The sequence below is a fragment of the Streptomyces sp. NPDC033131 genome (assembly GCF_055578365.1).
Map to the genome: position 1 here is coordinate 129,408 of NZ_JBVIPA010000021.1, position 17,116 is coordinate 146,523.

At 72.6% G+C, this 17,116-nt stretch carries 16 protein-coding genes; 7 read left to right on the forward strand and 9 right to left on the reverse strand.

The window, feature by feature from the left end; genetic code table 11:
* Positions 1-151: 151 nt before the first annotated feature.
* Positions 152-1,684, reverse strand: a complete 1,533-nt coding sequence (locus tag ACZ5XS_RS25745; RefSeq protein WP_468655047.1) for a helix-turn-helix domain-containing protein — start codon at positions 1,682-1,684, stop codon at positions 152-154.
* Between the two features lie 393 nt (positions 1,685-2,077).
* Between ACZ5XS_RS25745 and ACZ5XS_RS25750 the strand changes: the two genes are divergently transcribed.
* The 5 genes from ACZ5XS_RS25750 (at position 2,078) to ACZ5XS_RS25770 (ending at position 7,348) form a co-directional block, all read left to right on the forward strand.
* Entirely contained in the window at positions 2,078-2,698 is a 621-nt protein-coding gene (locus ACZ5XS_RS25750) for an L-threonylcarbamoyladenylate synthase (RefSeq protein WP_217236248.1), read from the forward strand.
* 145 nt (positions 2,699-2,843) lie between these two features.
* Positions 2,844-3,599, forward strand: a complete 756-nt coding sequence (locus tag ACZ5XS_RS25755) for a dienelactone hydrolase family protein (protein WP_468655049.1) — start codon at positions 2,844-2,846, stop codon at positions 3,597-3,599.
* Positions 3,600-3,814: 215 nt separating this feature from the next.
* On the forward strand, positions 3,815-4,696 hold the full coding sequence (locus ACZ5XS_RS25760; RefSeq protein WP_468655051.1) for an MHYT domain-containing protein: 882 nt from the start codon (positions 3,815-3,817) through the stop codon (positions 4,694-4,696).
* 47 nt (positions 4,697-4,743) lie between these two features.
* Positions 4,744-6,246 carry a metallophosphoesterase family protein gene (locus ACZ5XS_RS25765; protein ID WP_468655053.1) on the forward strand — a complete coding sequence of 501 codons (1,503 nt, stop codon included), beginning with the start codon at positions 4,744-4,746 and terminating at the stop codon, positions 6,244-6,246.
* Positions 6,247-6,319: 73 nt separating this feature from the next.
* Entirely contained in the window at positions 6,320-7,348 is a 1,029-nt protein-coding gene (locus tag ACZ5XS_RS25770; RefSeq protein WP_468655055.1) for an LLM class flavin-dependent oxidoreductase, read from the forward strand.
* A 6-nt stretch (positions 7,349-7,354) separates the two neighbouring features.
* On the opposite strand, the gene ACZ5XS_RS25775 is transcribed toward ACZ5XS_RS25770, so the two are convergent.
* The gene (locus tag ACZ5XS_RS25775; RefSeq protein WP_468655057.1) at positions 7,355-8,329 is read right to left on the reverse strand and encodes a TauD/TfdA dioxygenase family protein; all 975 of its coding nucleotides are present in this window, start codon (positions 8,327-8,329) and stop codon (positions 7,355-7,357) included.
* Between the two features lie 612 nt (positions 8,330-8,941).
* On the opposite strand from ACZ5XS_RS25775, the gene ACZ5XS_RS25780 reads away from it, so the two are divergent.
* Both ACZ5XS_RS25780 and ACZ5XS_RS25785 read left to right on the forward strand, forming a co-directional pair.
* The gene (locus tag ACZ5XS_RS25780) at positions 8,942-9,772 is read left to right on the forward strand and encodes an aldo/keto reductase (RefSeq protein WP_468655059.1); all 831 of its coding nucleotides are present in this window, start codon (positions 8,942-8,944) and stop codon (positions 9,770-9,772) included.
* Between the two features lie 75 nt (positions 9,773-9,847).
* Positions 9,848-10,450: a DNA polymerase ligase N-terminal domain-containing protein gene (locus tag ACZ5XS_RS25785; RefSeq protein WP_468655061.1), complete on the forward strand. Its 603-nt coding sequence runs from the start codon at positions 9,848-9,850 to the stop codon at positions 10,448-10,450.
* Positions 10,451-10,454: 4 nt separating this feature from the next.
* On the opposite strand, the gene ACZ5XS_RS25790 is transcribed toward ACZ5XS_RS25785, so the two are convergent.
* The 7 genes from ACZ5XS_RS25790 to ACZ5XS_RS25820 form a co-directional block, all read right to left on the reverse strand.
* On the reverse strand, positions 10,455-12,791 hold the full coding sequence (locus tag ACZ5XS_RS25790; RefSeq protein ID WP_468655063.1) for a SpoIIE family protein phosphatase: 2,337 nt from the start codon (positions 12,789-12,791) through the stop codon (positions 10,455-10,457).
* Between the two features lie 65 nt (positions 12,792-12,856).
* A complete protein-coding gene (locus ACZ5XS_RS25795; RefSeq protein WP_468655065.1) occupies positions 12,857-13,324 on the reverse strand; it encodes a peroxiredoxin in 468 nt (155 codons plus the stop codon).
* Positions 13,321-13,701 (reverse strand): DoxX family protein, encoded by a 381-nt coding sequence (locus ACZ5XS_RS25800; protein WP_468655067.1) that lies wholly within the window; start codon positions 13,699-13,701, stop codon positions 13,321-13,323. The genes ACZ5XS_RS25795 and ACZ5XS_RS25800 overlap by 4 nt, the downstream gene beginning before the upstream one ends.
* Positions 13,702-13,839: 138 nt before the next feature.
* The gene (locus ACZ5XS_RS25805) at positions 13,840-14,361 is read right to left on the reverse strand and encodes a MarR family winged helix-turn-helix transcriptional regulator (RefSeq protein WP_468655069.1); all 522 of its coding nucleotides are present in this window, start codon (positions 14,359-14,361) and stop codon (positions 13,840-13,842) included.
* 38 nt (positions 14,362-14,399) lie between these two features.
* The gene (locus ACZ5XS_RS25810) at positions 14,400-15,596 is read right to left on the reverse strand and encodes an NAD(P)/FAD-dependent oxidoreductase (protein ID WP_468655071.1); all 1,197 of its coding nucleotides are present in this window, start codon (positions 15,594-15,596) and stop codon (positions 14,400-14,402) included.
* Entirely contained in the window at positions 15,593-15,790 is a 198-nt protein-coding gene (locus ACZ5XS_RS25815; protein WP_468655073.1) for a ferredoxin, read from the reverse strand. Before ACZ5XS_RS25815 ends, ACZ5XS_RS25810 begins: the two co-directional genes overlap by 4 nt.
* A gap of 53 nt (positions 15,791-15,843) precedes the next feature.
* Complete coding sequence (locus ACZ5XS_RS25820) at positions 15,844-17,073, reverse strand: cytochrome P450 (RefSeq protein WP_468655075.1); 1,230 nt, start codon at positions 17,071-17,073, stop codon at positions 15,844-15,846.
* Positions 17,074-17,116: the final 43 nt, after the last annotated feature.

A 17,116-nucleotide genomic window follows, 5' to 3' on the forward strand; every position in this document is an offset into this window, starting at 1 on the left:
GCTGACCGGACGGTCGGTGCGGCTCACCAGGCCGGGGCGCGGGAGCGCGACCGGTCCCCCGTTCCGGTCGTGCCCCCGCGGTGCCTAGAACTTACGTGTGGAACGCAACCGTTGTGAATCGTGTCGATGCCCGCTGTGCCGTGCACAGGGCTCACCCGTGCACAGGTGAGTCCGGATGGCCCGGTTTCGCCCGGTCCAGGACGGGAGGTTCGAGGTCGCCCACGGCCAGGTGGGCCAGGACGACCTCGTAGAGATCGCTGCCGGCGGCGAGGAGCTGGCGTTCGAGGACGGGTTCGGCGCCGCGGACGTGCTCGCGCACGGTCTGCGCGTGCATGCCGAGGGTCTGGGCGGCCCGTTCGGAGTTGCCGCCGGCGGCTATCCAGGTGCGCAGCGTCCGGCGCAGGTCCCGGGTGTCGGCGTCCAGTCCGCCGAGCAGGTCGTGCGCCCAGGCGCGGACCGCGGTGCCGGCGAGAAGGTCGGCGAGCCGGACCGGGACCGGCTGCGCGGCGCCCCTTACGGCCGGGATCTCGGCGAGGCCGATCTGGGTGTTGAGGGCGAGATGCGCGGCCGCCCGGACGGTCAGGTCGGAGAAGTCGGTGCCCAGCAGTCCTTCGACGCGTTCCATCCGGGCGCGGACGGTGTTGCGGCTGACGCCGAGGACCTTCGCCGCGTTCACGGCGGTGAACTCCAGTCCGAGCCGGGTGGTGGCGAGGAGTTCGGCGCGGGTGTGATGCGGCAGCGTGTCGAGCGGGTGCAGCACGTGGGCGGTCCACTCGCGGAGGGCGGCGGGGTCCATCAGGCGTTCGGGGTGGGTGCGTTCCGCGTAGACGGCCGCCTTGTCCGGCCGGAAGTGCGCGACGGCCAGGGCGCTGACGGCCTGTCCGTAGGCGGTGGCGGTGCGGGCGAGGCTCTGCCGGGCGCTGCCGCCGAGGAACGTACCGGGGTTGCGGACGATGAGGGACCGCAGGGCAGCACCCGCGGCCTCGCGGGGGGTCACGACGATCACGTGCTCGTCCATGGCCGGGCAGCGTACGACGAGGGCCTGCTCCTCCGTCGCGTCGAGGCATTCCTCGGCTATGCGGTCACGCTGCTCGGCGGAACCTTCGACGACGTAGACGCAGGCCGTGTCCGTGTCGAGCAGTCCCGGCCACAGGCCCGCCGCGACCCGACGGGCCGAGACGGTGTCCTCCACCATGAGCAGTTGCAGGATCGCCAGCCTCAGGTCGGACGTCGCCCGCTCCAGCCGACGGCCTGCCGCGGTCGCCTCACGCGCCCGCAGCAGGAGCTCGACGACCTGCACGGTGTGCGTCACGATGTCCGAGGCACGCCGGTCGAACGGGGCCGTACGTGCCACGGCCAGCACGCCGGCGCAGGAAGGGGCCGGCCGCTCCACCCTGACCAGCCGCAGATGCCGGGCGTCCCCCTCCCAGGCGGCGGAGGCGATGCGCCCGGCGACGATGTCCGCGACCAGGTCCGTGTCCACCGGCACCCGGGTGCCGGCGAGGAGTGCGCCGGTGCCGTCCTGCAGGGAGACCCGGCCCTGCACGGCGTCGGCGAGCCACGCGACGACCCGGCGCACGTCCCGCCCGGTGGGCCGCAGATGGTCGAGCAACTCCTGCGCCCACTCCACGTCCTGCGTGCCCCTCACCTCCGTGTGACGGTATCCGCCCTCTCGGCCAGCCACGTCGGCCTTCTCCTCGCCCCTCGCATCGTTCGGCACATCGGTCGGGGACGTTACCTCACGCCCGGCGGACGGTCGCCGCACGCCGGTGCTCACCGCGTCCCGTACGCGAACGTGCCGGTGGCCGTCGGGGGAGTCAAGGCCGTTCGCGGTGACCGGGGCCGGGTCGGCAGCGAGCCCGTTCCCCCGGGGGCGATGCCGGCGCCGCCCAGGAGCTCTTCGTCTCCCAGCCCGCGCTGTCGAAGCAGACCCGTGTCCTGGAGGAGCCGGCCCTGATGTGGCGCGGGGACGACGGCCGACCGGGGGGCGGAGTTCGTCGCCGCGTTCACGCCGTTGCCTCGAGAGGCCCTCTCGGGCTTGCGCGGTCGCCGCCCGCGTACGGCATAAGCTCGACGGATGGCCAAGTACTTCGACGTGCACCCCGACAACCCGCAACCGCGCACCATCTCCCAGGTCGCCGACAGCATCCGCTCCGGTGCGCTCATCGCGTACCCGACGGACTCCTGTTACGCGCTGGGCTGCCGACTGGGCAGCCGTGACGGCATCGACCGGATCCGCACGATCCGCCGGCTGGACGACCGGCACCACTTCACCCTGGTGTGCCAGGACTTCTCGCAGCTCGGCCAGTTCGTACGGGTCGACAACGACGTCTTCCGCGCGATCAAGGCGTCGACGCCCGGCAGCTACACCTTCATCCTGCCCGCGACGAAGGAGGTGCCGCGCATGCTCCAGCACCCGAAGAAGAAGACGGTCGGCGTGCGCATCCCCGACCACGTCGTCACCCAGGCCCTGCTCACCGAACTCGGCGAGCCGCTGCTGTCCAGCACGCTGCTGCTGCCGGACGAGGAGGAGCCGATGACGCAGGGCTGGGAGATCAAGGACCGGCTGGACCACGTCCTGGACGCGGTGGTGGACTCCGGGGACTGCGGAACCGAACCGACGACGGTCATCGACTTCTCGGGCGGCGAGGCGGAGATCATCCGCAAGGGCGCGGGCGACGTGTCCCGGTTCGAGTAACGGGTTCACCAAGGAGTGTTCACGGCGGGGCAAGGCGAGAAGGGGTGCGGGACACGCCCCGGACCAGGCGTGTCACGATGACCATGGTCCGCCCGGCCCACTGGGCGGTCTCGTCGGCCGACCCCACGGAGAGGCAGCCCCAGCCATGACCGCAGTACAGGGCACCGCAGTCGACATCCCCACCGGCGACGGCACCGCCGACGCGTATCTGGCGCATCCCGGTGACGGTCGCCCGCATCCGGCGGTTCTCCTTTACATGGACGCGTTCGGACTGCGCCCTCAGCTGACGTCCATGGCCGACCGGCTGGCCGCGGCCGGCTACACGGTCCTGGTGCCCAACGTGTTCTACCGGCACGGGCGGGCGCCCGTGGTGGAGCTGCCGGAGTTCATCGATCCGGGGGCGCGGCCGGAGATCTTCGAGCGGATCGGCCCGATCGTGCAGGCGCTGACCCCGGAATCGGCGATGCGGGACGCGGACGCCTGTCTGCGGTGGCTGGCCGACTGCCCCGAGGCCGCCGACGGCCCGATCGCCGTCACCGGCTACTGCATGGGCGCCCGGCTGGCCCTCCTCACCGCCGGCACCTACCCGGAGCGGGTCGCGGCCGCGGCGGGTTTCCACGGCGGCCGGCTGGCGACCGAGGCTCCGGACAGCCCCCACCTGGTGGCCGGCGAGGTCACCGCGGAGTTGTACTTCGGGCACGCCGACCAGGACCCGTCGCTGCCCGTCGAGCAGCAGGAACGCCTGGAGGAAGCGCTCACCGCGGCCGGGGTCCGTCACACCTGCGAGGTCTACTCCGGCGCACGCCACGGTTTCACACAGGCCGACACCGCGTCGTACGACCGGGCGGGCGACGAGCGGCACTGGGCGGCCCTGCTCGATCTCCTGAAGCGCACCTTCTGATCCGGCGTCACGCGGGTGAGACGTGCGGGGAGGTTGTCACACCGGGCACCTGAAAGTTCACGTATGGCTGGAACTCGCCGCTGCGTGACCGAAGCCGGACGCTGCCGAACGTGACTTGAATCCTTACCCTCGGTTACTCCCAGGAACCGCTTGCTTTACCTGGCCTATACCCGTAACCCTTCCCCCACAAGCCGTGACTCGGGGGGAGTTGGCGTATGGAAGGCACGGTCGACGGGTTCCGCTACGGGGTGGTGACCCCCTTGGCGGCCTATGTCATGGCATGTCTGGGAGGGGCTCTGGGACTGCGCTGCACGGTCCGGTCCCTGCTCGACACGCAGTCGTGGAAGGCCGGCTGGCTGGCGCTCGGCGCCGCCGCGATCGGCTGCGGCATCTGGACGATGCACTTCATCGCCATGATCGGGTTCCAGGTCGAGGAGACCCGGATCCGCTACGACGTGGGACTGACGGTGCTCAGCCTGGCCGTGGCGGTCGTCGTGGTCGGTATCGGCGTGTTCACGGTGGGCTATCGGGGCGCCAGCACCGCCAATCTGTCCGCCGCGGGCGTCGTCACGGGCCTCGGTGTCGCGGCCATGCACTACCTGGGCATGGCGGCGATGCACCTGAACGGCGAGGTCCATTACGACCCGCTCGTCGTCGCACTCTCCGTGCTGATCGCGATCATCGCCGCCACGGCGGCCCTGTGGGCGGCCGTCACGATCCGCGGCTTCCTGACCAGCCTCGGGGCCAGCCTGATCATGGGCGTGGCCGTGTCCGGGATGCACTACACGGGAATGGCCGCCGTCAGCGTCCACGTGCATGACACGAGCGGCGGCACGTGGGCCGGCGACTCGCCCCACTCGCTGCTGTTACCCATGCTGCTCGGGCCGGTCGTCTTCCTCGTGCTGGCGGGCGTGGTGGTGATGTTCGATCCCCTGCTGGTCCTGGGCGACGGCGACCCGAGCCGGTCGGCTCCGCCCGGGCGGGCCGCCCGGACCGCGCCCGCCGGGCCGCGCGGTTCCGTCCACGGGAACCCGGCGGGGGGCGTACCGCGACCGCGGCAGCCGTACGAGACTCCGCAGCGCAGCCGCCGTCGGTGAGCTGACCCAACTCCCGGCCGGTTCCGGATCGTTGTTACGGTGCACCGGTGTCTGAATCCTCACGTGATACCGCCGAAGGCGCCGGCTGGGGCACCACGGAACGCGGCCGGTACCAGCAGCTCATGCCCCACAAGGTCGAGAAGATCTCGTGGCTCGCTCCGAAGACGCTGTGGGCCGCCCGCAACGGAGTCGTGGCGTCCTGGTTCGGGGACCCGACGGGTCGTACCCGCGGCCGTTGGGTCGCGCAGCGGGCGGCGGCGGGCGCACCGGCCGACAAGGTGATCCGGCGGGACGACCCGGACCGGTTCTCCTTCATGGTCCTCGGCGACACCGGTGAGGGCGACGATCCCCAGTACGCCGTCGTCCCCGGGTTCCTGAAGGTCGGTGAGGACACGCGGTTCGCGGTGGTCGCCAGTGACGTGATCTACCCGGTGGGCAGCGCGGACGACTACGGCACGAAGTTCTTCCGCCCGTACCAGGACTACCGGGCACCGATATACGCGATACCCGGCAACCACGACTGGTACGAGGACCTCGGCGCTTTCATGCGCGTCTTCTGCGACGACGCCCCGCCTCTCGAACCGGAACCCGGGCCCCGCCCCCTCACCCGCGCCTGGCTGCGGTCCCTGCTGTGGCACCGGCCCCGCGCGGACGACGGCCAACGCCTCGACGAGACCCGGCAGTTGCGGTCGGCCGCGGCCCAACGGGCCGTGCAGCCGGGTCCGTACTGGGCCATCGACGCCGGGCCGGTGCGGATCATAGGCATCGACACGGGCCTGCTGGGCGGTATCGACGCCGAACAGGGCGCCTGGCTGCGCGAGGTCTCCCAGGGCCCCCGCCCGAAGATCCTGATCACCGGATCGCCCCTGTACGTGGACGGCGAGCACCACCCCTGCGCGATAGACGGCGGCGGCACGGTCGACGACATCGTCCGCGACCCGGAGCACCACTACGTGGCGGCGATCGGCGGCGACATCCACAACTACCAGCGCTACCCGGTGCGGGTGGACGGCCGCACCATCCAGTACGTCGTCGCGGGCGGCGGCGGCGCGTTCATGCACGCCACCCACACCATCCCCCACATCTCGGTCGCCGACGTCACCGAGAAGGACTTCCGCTGCTACCCGCTGCGCGGTGACTCCCTCGCCTTCTACAGCAGGCTGTACGGCCGTCGGCTGCGCCTGCGCCGCTTCTTCACGCTCACCGAGGCCGAGGCGACGGCCGTGATCGCCGAACGGCTCGGCATCCCGCCGACCCGCACCCCGGGCGGGCCCGTGCGGGTCACCCTGCGCACGCGGGTCGTCGCGAGTCTGCTGGGCGCCGGCGGCCGCCCCGACCGCACCTCACGGTTCCGGCTCCCGGTCCGCAAGATCTACACGCAGTTGTTCTCCCCCAGTTCGGCCACCTACAGCCCGCCGTTCTTCAAGTGCTTCCTGCGTCTGGACGTCACCCCGGAGACGATCCGGCTGCGCTGCCACGCGGCCACCGGCAACCGCGCCCAGGAGACCGAGCCGCCGGTCGAGGACGAGATCACCATCCCGCTGACCTGATCGCGGCCGTACGGCCGCCGCCTGCGACACTCCGGACAGAACCGCTGTACGACTCGACCGACGGAGGGGCCCCGTGCCGCCGATCTCCCGCCCGTTGCGCAAGCTGGGCTTTCTGACCATCGGGCTGTTCGACGAGGAGAATCCACGCCGGGGCCACGAGTCCACGCTGGAGATCATCGAGCTGGGCGAGCGGCTGGGCTTCGACAGCGCGTGGCTGCGCCACCGTCATCTGCAGTACGGCATCTCCTCGCCCGTCGCGGTGCTGGCGGCGGCCTCGCAGCGCACCCGCCGTATCGAGCTCGGCACCGCGGTCATCCCGCTGGGGTGGGAGAACCCGCTGCGGCTGGCCGAGGACCTGGCGACCGTCGACCTGCTGTCCGGCGGCCGTCTCAACCCCGGGGTGAGCGTGGGCCCGCCCATGCGCTACGCCGAGGTCAAGGGCGCGCTGTACCCGGACACGGCGGACGCCGAGGACTTCAGCTACGAGCGGGTGCGGCGCCTGCTGGACTTCGTGCGCGGGGAGCCGGCCACCGACTTCAGCGGGGTCGAGGGGTTCGAGGTGTTCTCGGACCGGGTGCAGCCGCACTCCCCCGGCCTCGGCCGCCGCCTCTGGTACGGCGGCGGCAGTCTCGGCTCGGCGAAGTGGGCCGGCGAGCACGGTATGAACTTCCTGGTCAGCAGCGTCGTCAAGGCGGAGGGCGTCGAGGGAGCACCGGACTTCGCCGAGATCCAGCTCTCCCACATCCGCGCCTTCCGCGCCGCCCACCCCGACGGCGAATCCGCCCGCGTCTCCCAGGGCCTCGTCGTCATCCCCACCGACTCCGCCTCGCCCGAGCAGCGCGCCAAGTACGAGGAGTACGCGGCCAAGCGCTCCCCTCGTACCGCGTCGCCGCAGGGTCCGGCGCGTCTGATGTTCGCGCCCGACATCGTCGGTACGTCGCAGGAGATCGCCGAGCGGCTGCACGCGCACGCCGCGTTCCGCGAGGTCGACGAGGTCGCGTTCGCGCTGCCGTTCACCTTCGAGCACGAGGACTACGTGCAGATCCTCACCGACATGGCGACGAAGCTCGGCCCGGCCCTGGGCCGGCGGTCCGACGTCTGAGCGGGGTCACCAGCGCCCGGGCCCGGGCCCGACGACCGGCTCGGACGGCCTGCCGTCCACGCCGACCGGGACGTCACCGGTGAGCATCACCCGGTGCATGGTCCGGGGGAAGTCGAGGTGGGCGTTGTCACCGGGCGCGAGGTGGATGGTGGCCCGGTTGTCCCAGAAGGCCACGCTGCCCGGCTCCCAGCGGAACCGGACCGTGTACTCGGGCCGGGTCGCCTGCTCCAGCAGCATCTCCAGGATCGCGCCGCTCTCGGGCCGGGAGAGGTCGGCGATCTGCTCGACGTAGTAGCCGTTGACGTACAGGATCCGCTCCCCCGTCTCCGGGTGGACGCGCACCAGGGGGTGCAGCGAGGCGACCTGACGGTCCAGCAGATGGCGGACGTACGCGTCGTCGCCGGGCCGCGGCTGGTAGCCGACGCCGAGCCGGTGCTCGGCGCGCAGTCCGTCGACGAACTCCCTGAGTGGGGCGGAGAGTCCGGCGTAGGCGGCCGCCAGGTTGGACCAGGTGGTGTCGCCGCCGTAGGGCGGGACGGTCTCGGCGCGCAGGATCGTCGCGGCCGGCGGGTCGATGCGGGCGCCGTGGTCGCAGTGCCAGCCGCGCAGGAGGGTGTGCCGTCGGCGTCGCAGCCATTCGTCCTGCTCCATGCCGAACCTGCCGCCCAGCTCCAGCCGGTCGGCGGTGGTCTCGATCTCGGGGAAGTCCGGCGGCGAGGCGCTGCCGCGCTTGCGCAGCACGACCGGTTCCCCGAAGCGGCGGGCGAACGCCACCTGCCCCGGGTGATCGAGCCGCTGCCCGCGGAAGAACACCACCTTCCAGCGCAGCAGCGCCGCCCGGATCGCGGCGACCACGGTGTCGTCGAGGCCGTCGGCCAGGTCGACGCCGGTGATCTCGGCCCCGATGTGTCCGGCGACCGGTTTCACCTCGATCCCCGAGTCCTCGTCCGATCGGCCCGCAGTGGCCCTGTCCGTCGTCATACACGCTCCGCATGGTCGTTGCTGGCGCCGGCCGGGCTCGGACCGGCTCCGAAGATCGTGACAGCGTTCGGCGAGCGTGGCGACAGGGCCTCGCCGGGTCGTCTCCGCGACGCGCGTACGGGCTTCGGTGCGGTCCAGCGGTGGCGGGGACCGCCGGGGGCGTACCAGCCGGCCTTCTTGCGCACGGCCGGCGAGGGGGCGTCGTCGCGGGCGCGGACCGGCGTGGGGACGCCTCGCGGTCGACGCGCACCCACAGCCCGGCGAGTTCGACCGCCCCGGCCCTGACCTGCGCGTCGATGCCGTCCTGCAGAAGACGGACGGCGCGGGGCAGGAGCGTGGCGCCGTCGGGCGGCGGGCGCCCGCGTCCGGCTCGCTGCATCGCAGGACAGAGCGCGCAGGGCGGCGATCCGCACCGGGTGTCCGCAACGCCGAGCACGGCGGTCAGGTCGTCCCGGTGCGCGCGCCCAGGCGCGGCGGGCCCACCGCCTTTCCGGGACCACGAGCCGGACCGGGCCGTGCGACCCGTCGGTCCCCTCCCCGCCTGTCCGGTTGATCACTGCTCCCCCTGTCCCCGACCCTGGAGGGAGGACACAGTCAAGGGAAGGCCACGCAGTGATCAGCATCCCGACGCACACGCTCAACGACGGAACGACGATCCCCGCCCTCGGCCTGGGCACCTGGCCGATGGACGACACGCAGGCGGAACAGGCGGTACGCGGCGCGTTGGAGGCCGGCTACCGGCTGGTCGACACGGCGACGAACTACCGCAACGAGAGCGGCGTCGGCCGTGGCGTGGCCGGCAGCGGCGTGCCCCGCGAGGAGATCGTGGTGACGACCAAGCTCCCCGGCCGGCACCACGGCTACGACAAGACGCTCGCCTCCTTCGAGGCGTCCCGCGCCCGCCTCGGCCTGGACCATGTGGACCTGTACCTGATCCACTGGCCGCTCCCCCGTGTCGACCAGTACGTCGACTCCTGGAAGGCCATGATCAGGCTGCGCGAGGACGGGCTCGTACGCTCCATCGGCGTCTCCAACTTCACGGCCGAGCACATCGAACGCCTGGAGAAGGAGACCGGGGTCCTGCCCGCGGTCAACCAGATCGAACTGCACCCGTTCTTCCCGCAGGACGAGCTGCGCGCCTTCCACGCCGGCAAGGGGATCCTGGTCGAGAGCTGGAGCCCGCTGGGCCGGGGCACGGCGCTGCTGGAGGATCCCGTCGTGGCCTCGGTCGCCGAGGCCCACGGGGTGACGCCCGGCCAGGTCGTCCTGCGCTGGCACGTCCAGCTCGGCGCGCTCCCCATCCCGAAGTCGGCGGACCCCGAGCGGCAGCGCCAGAACCTCGACGTCTTCGGCTTCGAGCTGGAGCCCGCCCAGATGACGGCGATCGCGGACCGCGCCCACCGGCGCGTCGGCGGGGACCCGGAGACGCACGAGGAGTTCTGACCCGCCGGAAGGGTACCCGGGGGCCCGTGCGACAGGGCGGCCCGGTGGTGCGGAGCGCCCGGGAAGGAGCCGACGGTGGGTGACCGTGACCGGCTGCGGGACTACCACGGCAAGCGGGATTTCGGCCGGACCGGCGAGCCGCCGGGGCGACAGGCCCCGGCCCGCGAGGAACCCCGGTTCGTCGTGCAGATCCATGACGCCCGCACCCTGCACTTCGACTTCCGCCTCCAGGTCGACGACGTCCTGAAGTCCTGGTCGGTCCCCAAGGGCCCCTCCGACGACCCGAAGGACAAGCGGCTCGCCGTGCCCACCGAGGACCATCCGCTGGAGTACGAGGAGTTCGAGGGCGTGATCCCGGCGGGCGAGTACGGCGGCGGCACGGTGATCGTCTGGGACCACGGCACGTACGAGCCGTTGAGCCACGACCGCAGGGGCCGGCCCGTGGACTTCGGGGAGTCGCTGGAGCACGGGCACGCGACGTTCCGGCTGCACGGGTCGAAGCTGCACGGCAGGTACGCCCTGACCCGGTTCCGGGGCGGCGACGACGAGTCCTGGCTGCTGGTGAAGGCGTCCGAGGGGCGCACCCGGGGCCACGGCACGCCCGACCCGCACCGGGCCCGGTCCGCGCGCTCCGGCCGCACCCTCGCCCAGGTCGCCGCCGACGCCTCCGAGAGGTGAGTGATCAGTCCGGCGGCGGCAGGATCTGCTCGGCCCAGATGGTCTTGCCGCCGCCGGTCTGTCTGCTGCCCCAGCGCTGGGTGAGCTGGGCGACCAGGAGCAGTCCGCGGCCCCCCTCGTCGAAGGCGTGGGCGCGGCGCAGGTGCGGGGAGGTGGAACTGCCGTCGGAGACCTCGCAGATGAGGGTGCGGTCGCGGATCAGCCGTAGCTGGATGGGCGGTTCGCCGTAGCGGATCGCGTTGGTGACCAGTTCGCTGACGACGAGTTCGGTGACGAACGCGGCCTCGTCCAGTCCCCAGACGGTGAGTTGTTCGGTGGCGGCCTGCCGGGTCGCGGCCACGTGGGCGGGGTCCGGTGTGACGTCCCAGGTGGCGACCTGGTCCGCGCCCAGCGCCCGGGTACGGGCCAGCAGCAGGGCCACGTCGTCGCCGGGCTCTTCCGGCAGGACGGCCTTCAGCACGGTGTCGCACAGGTCGTCGAGGGTCTCGGTGCGGGCGGTCAGGGCCCGGCACAGTTCGTCGGTGGCGTGGTCGACGTCGCGATCGCGGTCCTCGATGAGGCCGTCGGTGTACAGGGCGACGACGGCGCCCTCGGGCAGTTCCGTCTCGCTGGCCTCGAAGGGCAGCCCGCCGACGCCGAGCGGGGGGCCCGCGGTCAGGGGCATGAGCCGTGCGGTGCCGTCGGGCAGGACCAGGGCCGGCGGGGGGTGTCCTGCAGCGGCCATGGTGAGGCGGCGGGAGACCGGGTCGTAGACGGCGTAGAGGCAGGTGGCGCCGAGTTCCGCGACGTCCTCGTCGGTGTCGCCGGACGCGAGGTGGGTGACCAGGTCGTCGAGGTGGGTGAGGAGTTCGTCCGGCGGGAGGTCGACGTCGGCGAGGGTGCGGACGGCGGTGCACAGGCGCCCCATGGTCGCCGACGAGGGGATGCCGTGGCCGACGACGTCGCCGACGACCAGGGCGACGCGGCTGCCGGAGAGCGGGATCACGTCGAACCAGTCGCCGCCGATGCCGGCGAGCGACCCGGAGGGCAGATAGCGGTGGGCCACCTCGACCGCCGCCTGACCGGGCAGGCCGCGGGGCAGCAGGCTGTGCTGGAGAGCCAGGGCGGTGGTGCGTTCGCGGCCGAAGCGACGGGCGTTGTCGATGCAGACGGCGGCGCGGCCGGCCAGTTCCTCGGCGAGGACGGCGTCGTCACCGACGTAGTCCTCCGGGTGGACGATGCGGACGGCGACCGCGACACCCAGCGTGGTGCCGCGGGCGCGCAGCGGCACCGCGAGCATCGAGTGGACCCCCCTGCGGTGGGGGCGACCCGCGGGGGCCCGCGCGTTGCGCTCGGCGACCCACCGCATGAAGTCCGGCTCGCCGGCCTGGCCGAGGACCGCCCGCACCTGCCGCAGCGCCTTCGCGGGCGGCGAGTAGGGGGGATAGACGTCCACCTCGCCCAGGTGTACGGCCGCTTCGGGGGTGCCCTCGGTGCCGGAGCCGTGGGCGACGCGGCGCAGGACGATCTCGCCGTCCAGGGCCACCGCGGGTTCCTCCGCGCCGAGGACCCATTCGAGCAGGTCGACGCTGGCGAAGTCGGCGTACCTCGGGACGAGGAGTTCGACGAGTTCCTCGGCGGTGCGGACCACGTCCAGGGTGGTGCCGATGGCGGCCCCCGCCTCGTTCAGCAGGGCGAGGCGCTGCCGGGCCCAGTACTGCTCGGTGCTGTCGAGCGCCGCGAGGGCGACTCCGGTGACGTCGCCCGAGGCGTCCCGCACGGGCCACATCTCGATGTTCCAGGCGTGCTCCCGGTTGAGGGCGGGCGCGCCGGTGAAGCTCTCGTAGTGGACGGGCCGGCCCGTCTCGGCGACCTGGCGCAGGTTGCTGTGGAAGCCCCGGCTGTGCTCGGCGTCCTCCACGGTCTCCGGGAAGGGCCTGCCGAGCAGGACGTCCTCCGACACGCCCATCACCCGGCAGGCGGTGTCGTTGAGGCGCAGATAGCGCTGGCGGGTGTCGAAGACCGACATGGACACGGACGCCTGCTGGAAGGCCTGCCCGGCGAGGGTTTTCTCGCCGGGCCGTTCCGCGGTGATCACGTACCCCTGCGGGGTGCCGTCACCTCCGCGCAGGGGGTGTGCCTTCACGTCGAGTGTGAGGGGGGTGCCGTCCCGGTGCCGCAGCACGGCGGTGCCTGTCAGCGCCGCCACGGTCTCCTCCGGCGGGTCCTCGGCGAGCAGTTCCCGCGCCGGGCGGCCCACGACCTCGTGGGCCGGGTATCCCGTCAGCCGCAGGGCGTCGTCGCTCCACCCCGTCACGATGCCCCGGGCATCGGTGGTTGCCGCAGCGGAGGCGTGCTCCATAGCGTCCAGGATGGTCCCTTTGCTGCAGGGCATCAACCGCGGTGCGCCCTTCGGGGTCCGGTCGGTCAGGCCCGGTGGGCGCGCAGCGCGTCGAGAGCCCGGTCGGCGTGGGTGTTCATCCGCAGTTCGCTGCGGACGACCTCCAGGATGGTCCGGTCCTCGGCTATGACGAAGGTGATCCGCTTGGTGGGCGCGAGGGAGAAGCCCCGCTTCACACCGAACAGCTCCCGGATCTTCCCGTCGGTGTCGGACAACAGGGGCATGCCGAGGTTGTGCTGTCCGGCGAACTCCTGCTGGCGTTCGACGGCGTCGCCGCTGATGCCCACGGGCCGGGCGCCGACGGCGGCGAACTCGGCGGCCAGGTCGCGGAAGTGGCAGGCCTCGGCGGTGCAGCCGGGGGTGAGGGCGGCGGGGTAGAAGAACAGCACGACGGGTCCGTCGGCGAGCAGGTCGGACAGGCTGCGGGGCGTGCCGGTCTCGTCCGGCAGCGTGAAGTCCTCGATCGTGTCGCCGGTCTCCGGGCGGGCGCTCATGACCGGCCCTCGCCGCTGCGCGCGATGCTGCGGGCCCACAGCACGAGGGGTATCTGGAGCGGCAGCCGTCCGATGGCGGCGGCCTTCAGAGGGGCGGGGCGGTGGCGCCAGTCGACGGCCATCTTGACGTTGGCGGGGAACACGCCGACGAAGAGTGCGGCGGCGGCGAGCGCTGCCGGCTTCCGGGTGCGCGGGGCGGCGATGCCCGCGGCCAGCGCCAGTTCGGCGACTCCGCTGGCGTACGTCCAGGTCCTGGGCGTGCCGGGCAGGCTGCGCGGGACGATCGCGTCGAACTGGCGTGGAGAGGCGAAGTGGGCGACACCCGCGGTGGCCAGCAGGCCGGCGAGCAGCAGGGGTGAGCGTTCGGACCGTGACACGGTTCCTCCTCGGATGATCTGCCGCGCGATATTACGTGACGGTAGAGAGCCGTGGACCCACCGCCCTGCCGCGGGGACGGGTGCACGCCGCTGGAGGGGTCGCCGGGGGGGACCGCGGCGATGCGAGGGACCGGTGTGTCAGGCAGTGCCGGCCGGGGTGCCGGGCTGCTGCTCGGTGTCGTCGTCGATGGCGTGCGACAGGAAGTCGTCGACCATGCGGTGGAAGAGCGTGGCGAGCTCGCGCAGCTCCTGGGGCGACCACTCGGACAGCGCCAGCTGCATGCCGCGGGCGCCGGCGCCACGGATCCGGTCGATGGCCTGCCGGCCGGTCTCGGTGAGCTGGATGCGCTGGGCGCGGCGGTCCTCCGGGTCGGGGACGCGGGTGACGTACCCGGACTTCTGCAGTTGCTGCACGGTGCGGGTGACGTGCGAGGCCTCCACGCCCAGCCGATTGGCCAGTTCCCCGGGCCGCAGCGGCTCGGAGTCGGCGACCTGGCGCAGCAGCGCCACCGCGGCACGGTCCAGGGGGACCTCGGCCAGGGCCATCAGCCGGTCGTGCTGCCGGGCGCGGGTGCTCAGGTAGGTGATGCGGGTGAGCGCCCGCTCGATCTCGATGACTTCCGGGGAAGCGGGGACGTCGGGGAGCGGTGGTGTGGGCATGGGACCACTTTACCATCTTGTTGCGTAACTCAAGTAACTTACGGTGTGACGGGGCGCAGAGTACTGCTCCAGGCCGCGCCCGCGGCGATGGCCTGCCGCCACAGCCGGATCGCCTTGGGCGGCATACCGACCGCGAGGGCGCCGCTCACCCGGTCGCCGGTGCGGTACACGGCGACGAACCGGCGCTCCGCCAGGTCCCCGTCCACCACGGCGACCTCGTCGTGGCCCCGCAGGAAGCCGTGGGCCTGCACTTTCATGTCGTACTGGTCGGACCAGAAGTACGGCACCGGCGCGAACGGCTTGCGGGCCTCGGGACGCAGGAGGTTGCGGGCGGCGGCCATGCCCTGCTCGGCGGCGTTGGTGCGGTGCTCGACGCGCATCGAGGTGCCGGACAGCGGGTTGTACCAGCGGGCGACGTCACCGGCCGCATACACCCTCCCGGCCTGCGGCCGGGAGGCCCCCCAGGCGGCCTCGCAGAACTCGTCGCAGACCAGGCCGTCGCCCAGGGGCAGGCCGCTGCCGTCCAGCCACTCGGTGTTCGGCAGGGAGCCGACGGCGACGAGCACCTCGTCGGCGTCGATCACCGTGCCGTCCGCGAGCCGCACCCCGTCCTCGGTCACCTCGGTGACCGTGACCCCGCAGCGCAGGTCCACGCCCCGCTCCACGTGGGCCCGCGAGAGCACCTGGCCGACCGCCGTGCCGACGGCGTGGGCCAGCGGCACGGCGGCGGGTTCGAGGAGGGTCACGTGGGCGCCGAGGCCCCGGGCCACGGCGGCGGCCTCCGCTCCGAGGAAGCCGGCGCCCACGACGACCAGGCGCCGCCCAGGCCTCAGCCGTTCCCGCAGCGTCAGGGCGTCGTCTAGGGTCCGCAGCACGTGCGCGCCCTCGCCGGGCAGCCGGCGCGGCCGGACGCCGGTGGCCACGACCAGTCCGTCGTACGGCAGGTCGGAACCGTCGGCCAGCCTCACCGTCCGGTCGGCGGGTTCGAGGCCGGTCGCGGCCACGCCCAGCCGCAGATCGAGGCCGAGCCCGGCCAGGTCGTCCGGCGTGCGCAGGGCCAGCCGGTCCGGCTCCCACTGTGCGGCCAGCAACTGCTTGGACAGCGGCGGCCGGTCGTAGGGTGCCCGCGGTTCGTCTCCCACGAGGGTGAGCGTGCCGTCGTAGCCCTCGCGGCGGAGTGTCTCGACCGCCGCGAGCCCGGCGGCCGAGGCGCCGACGACGACGATCCGCCTCACTGGTCCACCAGGCGGATGGCGGCGGCCGGGCAGATCGCCACGGCGTCGCGCACGTCGTCGAGGGAGCCCGCCGGGGGGTTCTCGTCCAGCAGGAAGGCGATGCCGTCCTCGTCCCGCTGGTCGAACACCTCGGGGGCGGCCATCACGCACTGCCCCGACGCGACACACTTCGGCTCGTCCAGTTCCACGCGCATGATCTGTACCTCGTTGTTCTGATGTTGTGGGGGGTTGTCCGTCGGCAGCGGGGTCACCAGGTGACGGGCAGTTCGTGGACGCCGTAGACCGAGCCGTCGTGCTTGAACGGCAGGCCGTCGACCTCGGCGGCCAGCCGCAGGCCGGGGATGCGGCGGTAGAGGGTGCTGTAGACGACCTGCAGCTCCATGCGCGCAAGCGGCTGGCCGAGGCACTGGTGGACGCCGAAGCCGAAGGCGACGTGCCGACGGGCGTCGCGGGTGAGGTCGAGCCGGTCGGGGTCTGCGAAGGCCTCGGGGTCCCGGTTGGCGATGTCGTTGGGTATGACGAGGCCCTCGCCGGCCCGGATCACCTGTCCGGCGATCTCGATGTCCGCAAGGACGGCCCGCCGCCGGCCGCCGTGCACGATGCTCAGGTAGCGCAGCAGCTCCTCCACGGCCGACGCGACGAGCCCCGGGTCCGCGGTGTCGCGCAACAGGGCGAACTGGTCGGGGTGTTCGAGGAGAGCGAGCGTGCCGAGGGCGATCATGTTGGCGGTCGTCTCGTGGCCGGCCAGGAGCAGCAGCACGCCGATCTGGGCGACGTCCTGCCGGGACAGCTCGCCCGACTCGACCCGCGCCACGAGCCCGGAGAGCAGGTCGTCGGCGGGACGGGCCAGCTTCTCGCCCATCAACTCGTCGAGGTAGCCGAGCAGCTTCCCGTGGGCCGCCATCCGGTCCTCCATGGCCGCGTCCCGCGTGATGAGGATCTTGCTGTTCTCCTGGAAGAAGTCGTGGTCCTCGTACGGCACTCCGAGCAGTTGGCAGATGACCAGCGAGGGCACCGGCAGGGCGAACGCCTGCACCAGGTCGACAGGGCCGCCGACCGCGAGCATGTCGTCGATCAGGTCGTCCACGATCTTCTGCACGCCGGGGCGCAGCGCCTCGACCCGTTTCACCGCGAACGGGGCCGTCACCATGCGGCGCAGGCGGGCGTGCTCCGGGTCGTCCATGAGGATGAAGCTGATGTCGTTCTTGCCGTTGCTGGGGGCCTGGAGCGGATATCCGGGGCTGGTGATGTCGGCGCTGACCCGGGGGTCGAGGAGCAGGGCGCGCTGGTCCTCGTAGCGGGTGACCAGCCAGGGCGTGCTGCCGTCCCGGAGCCGGACCCTGACGAGCCGGCCCTCGTCCTGCTGGGCCCTCAGGCCGGGGGGCGGGTCGAAGGGACAGCCCGCCGCCCTGGCCATCGGGAACTCGGGGACCGGTGCGGCCGCTCGGGGCGTGGAACCGGTCAGGGTGTCGGCCATGGCTCTCCTCGGGGTGGGGGGCTCCGCTCGACGGGCGGAGCGC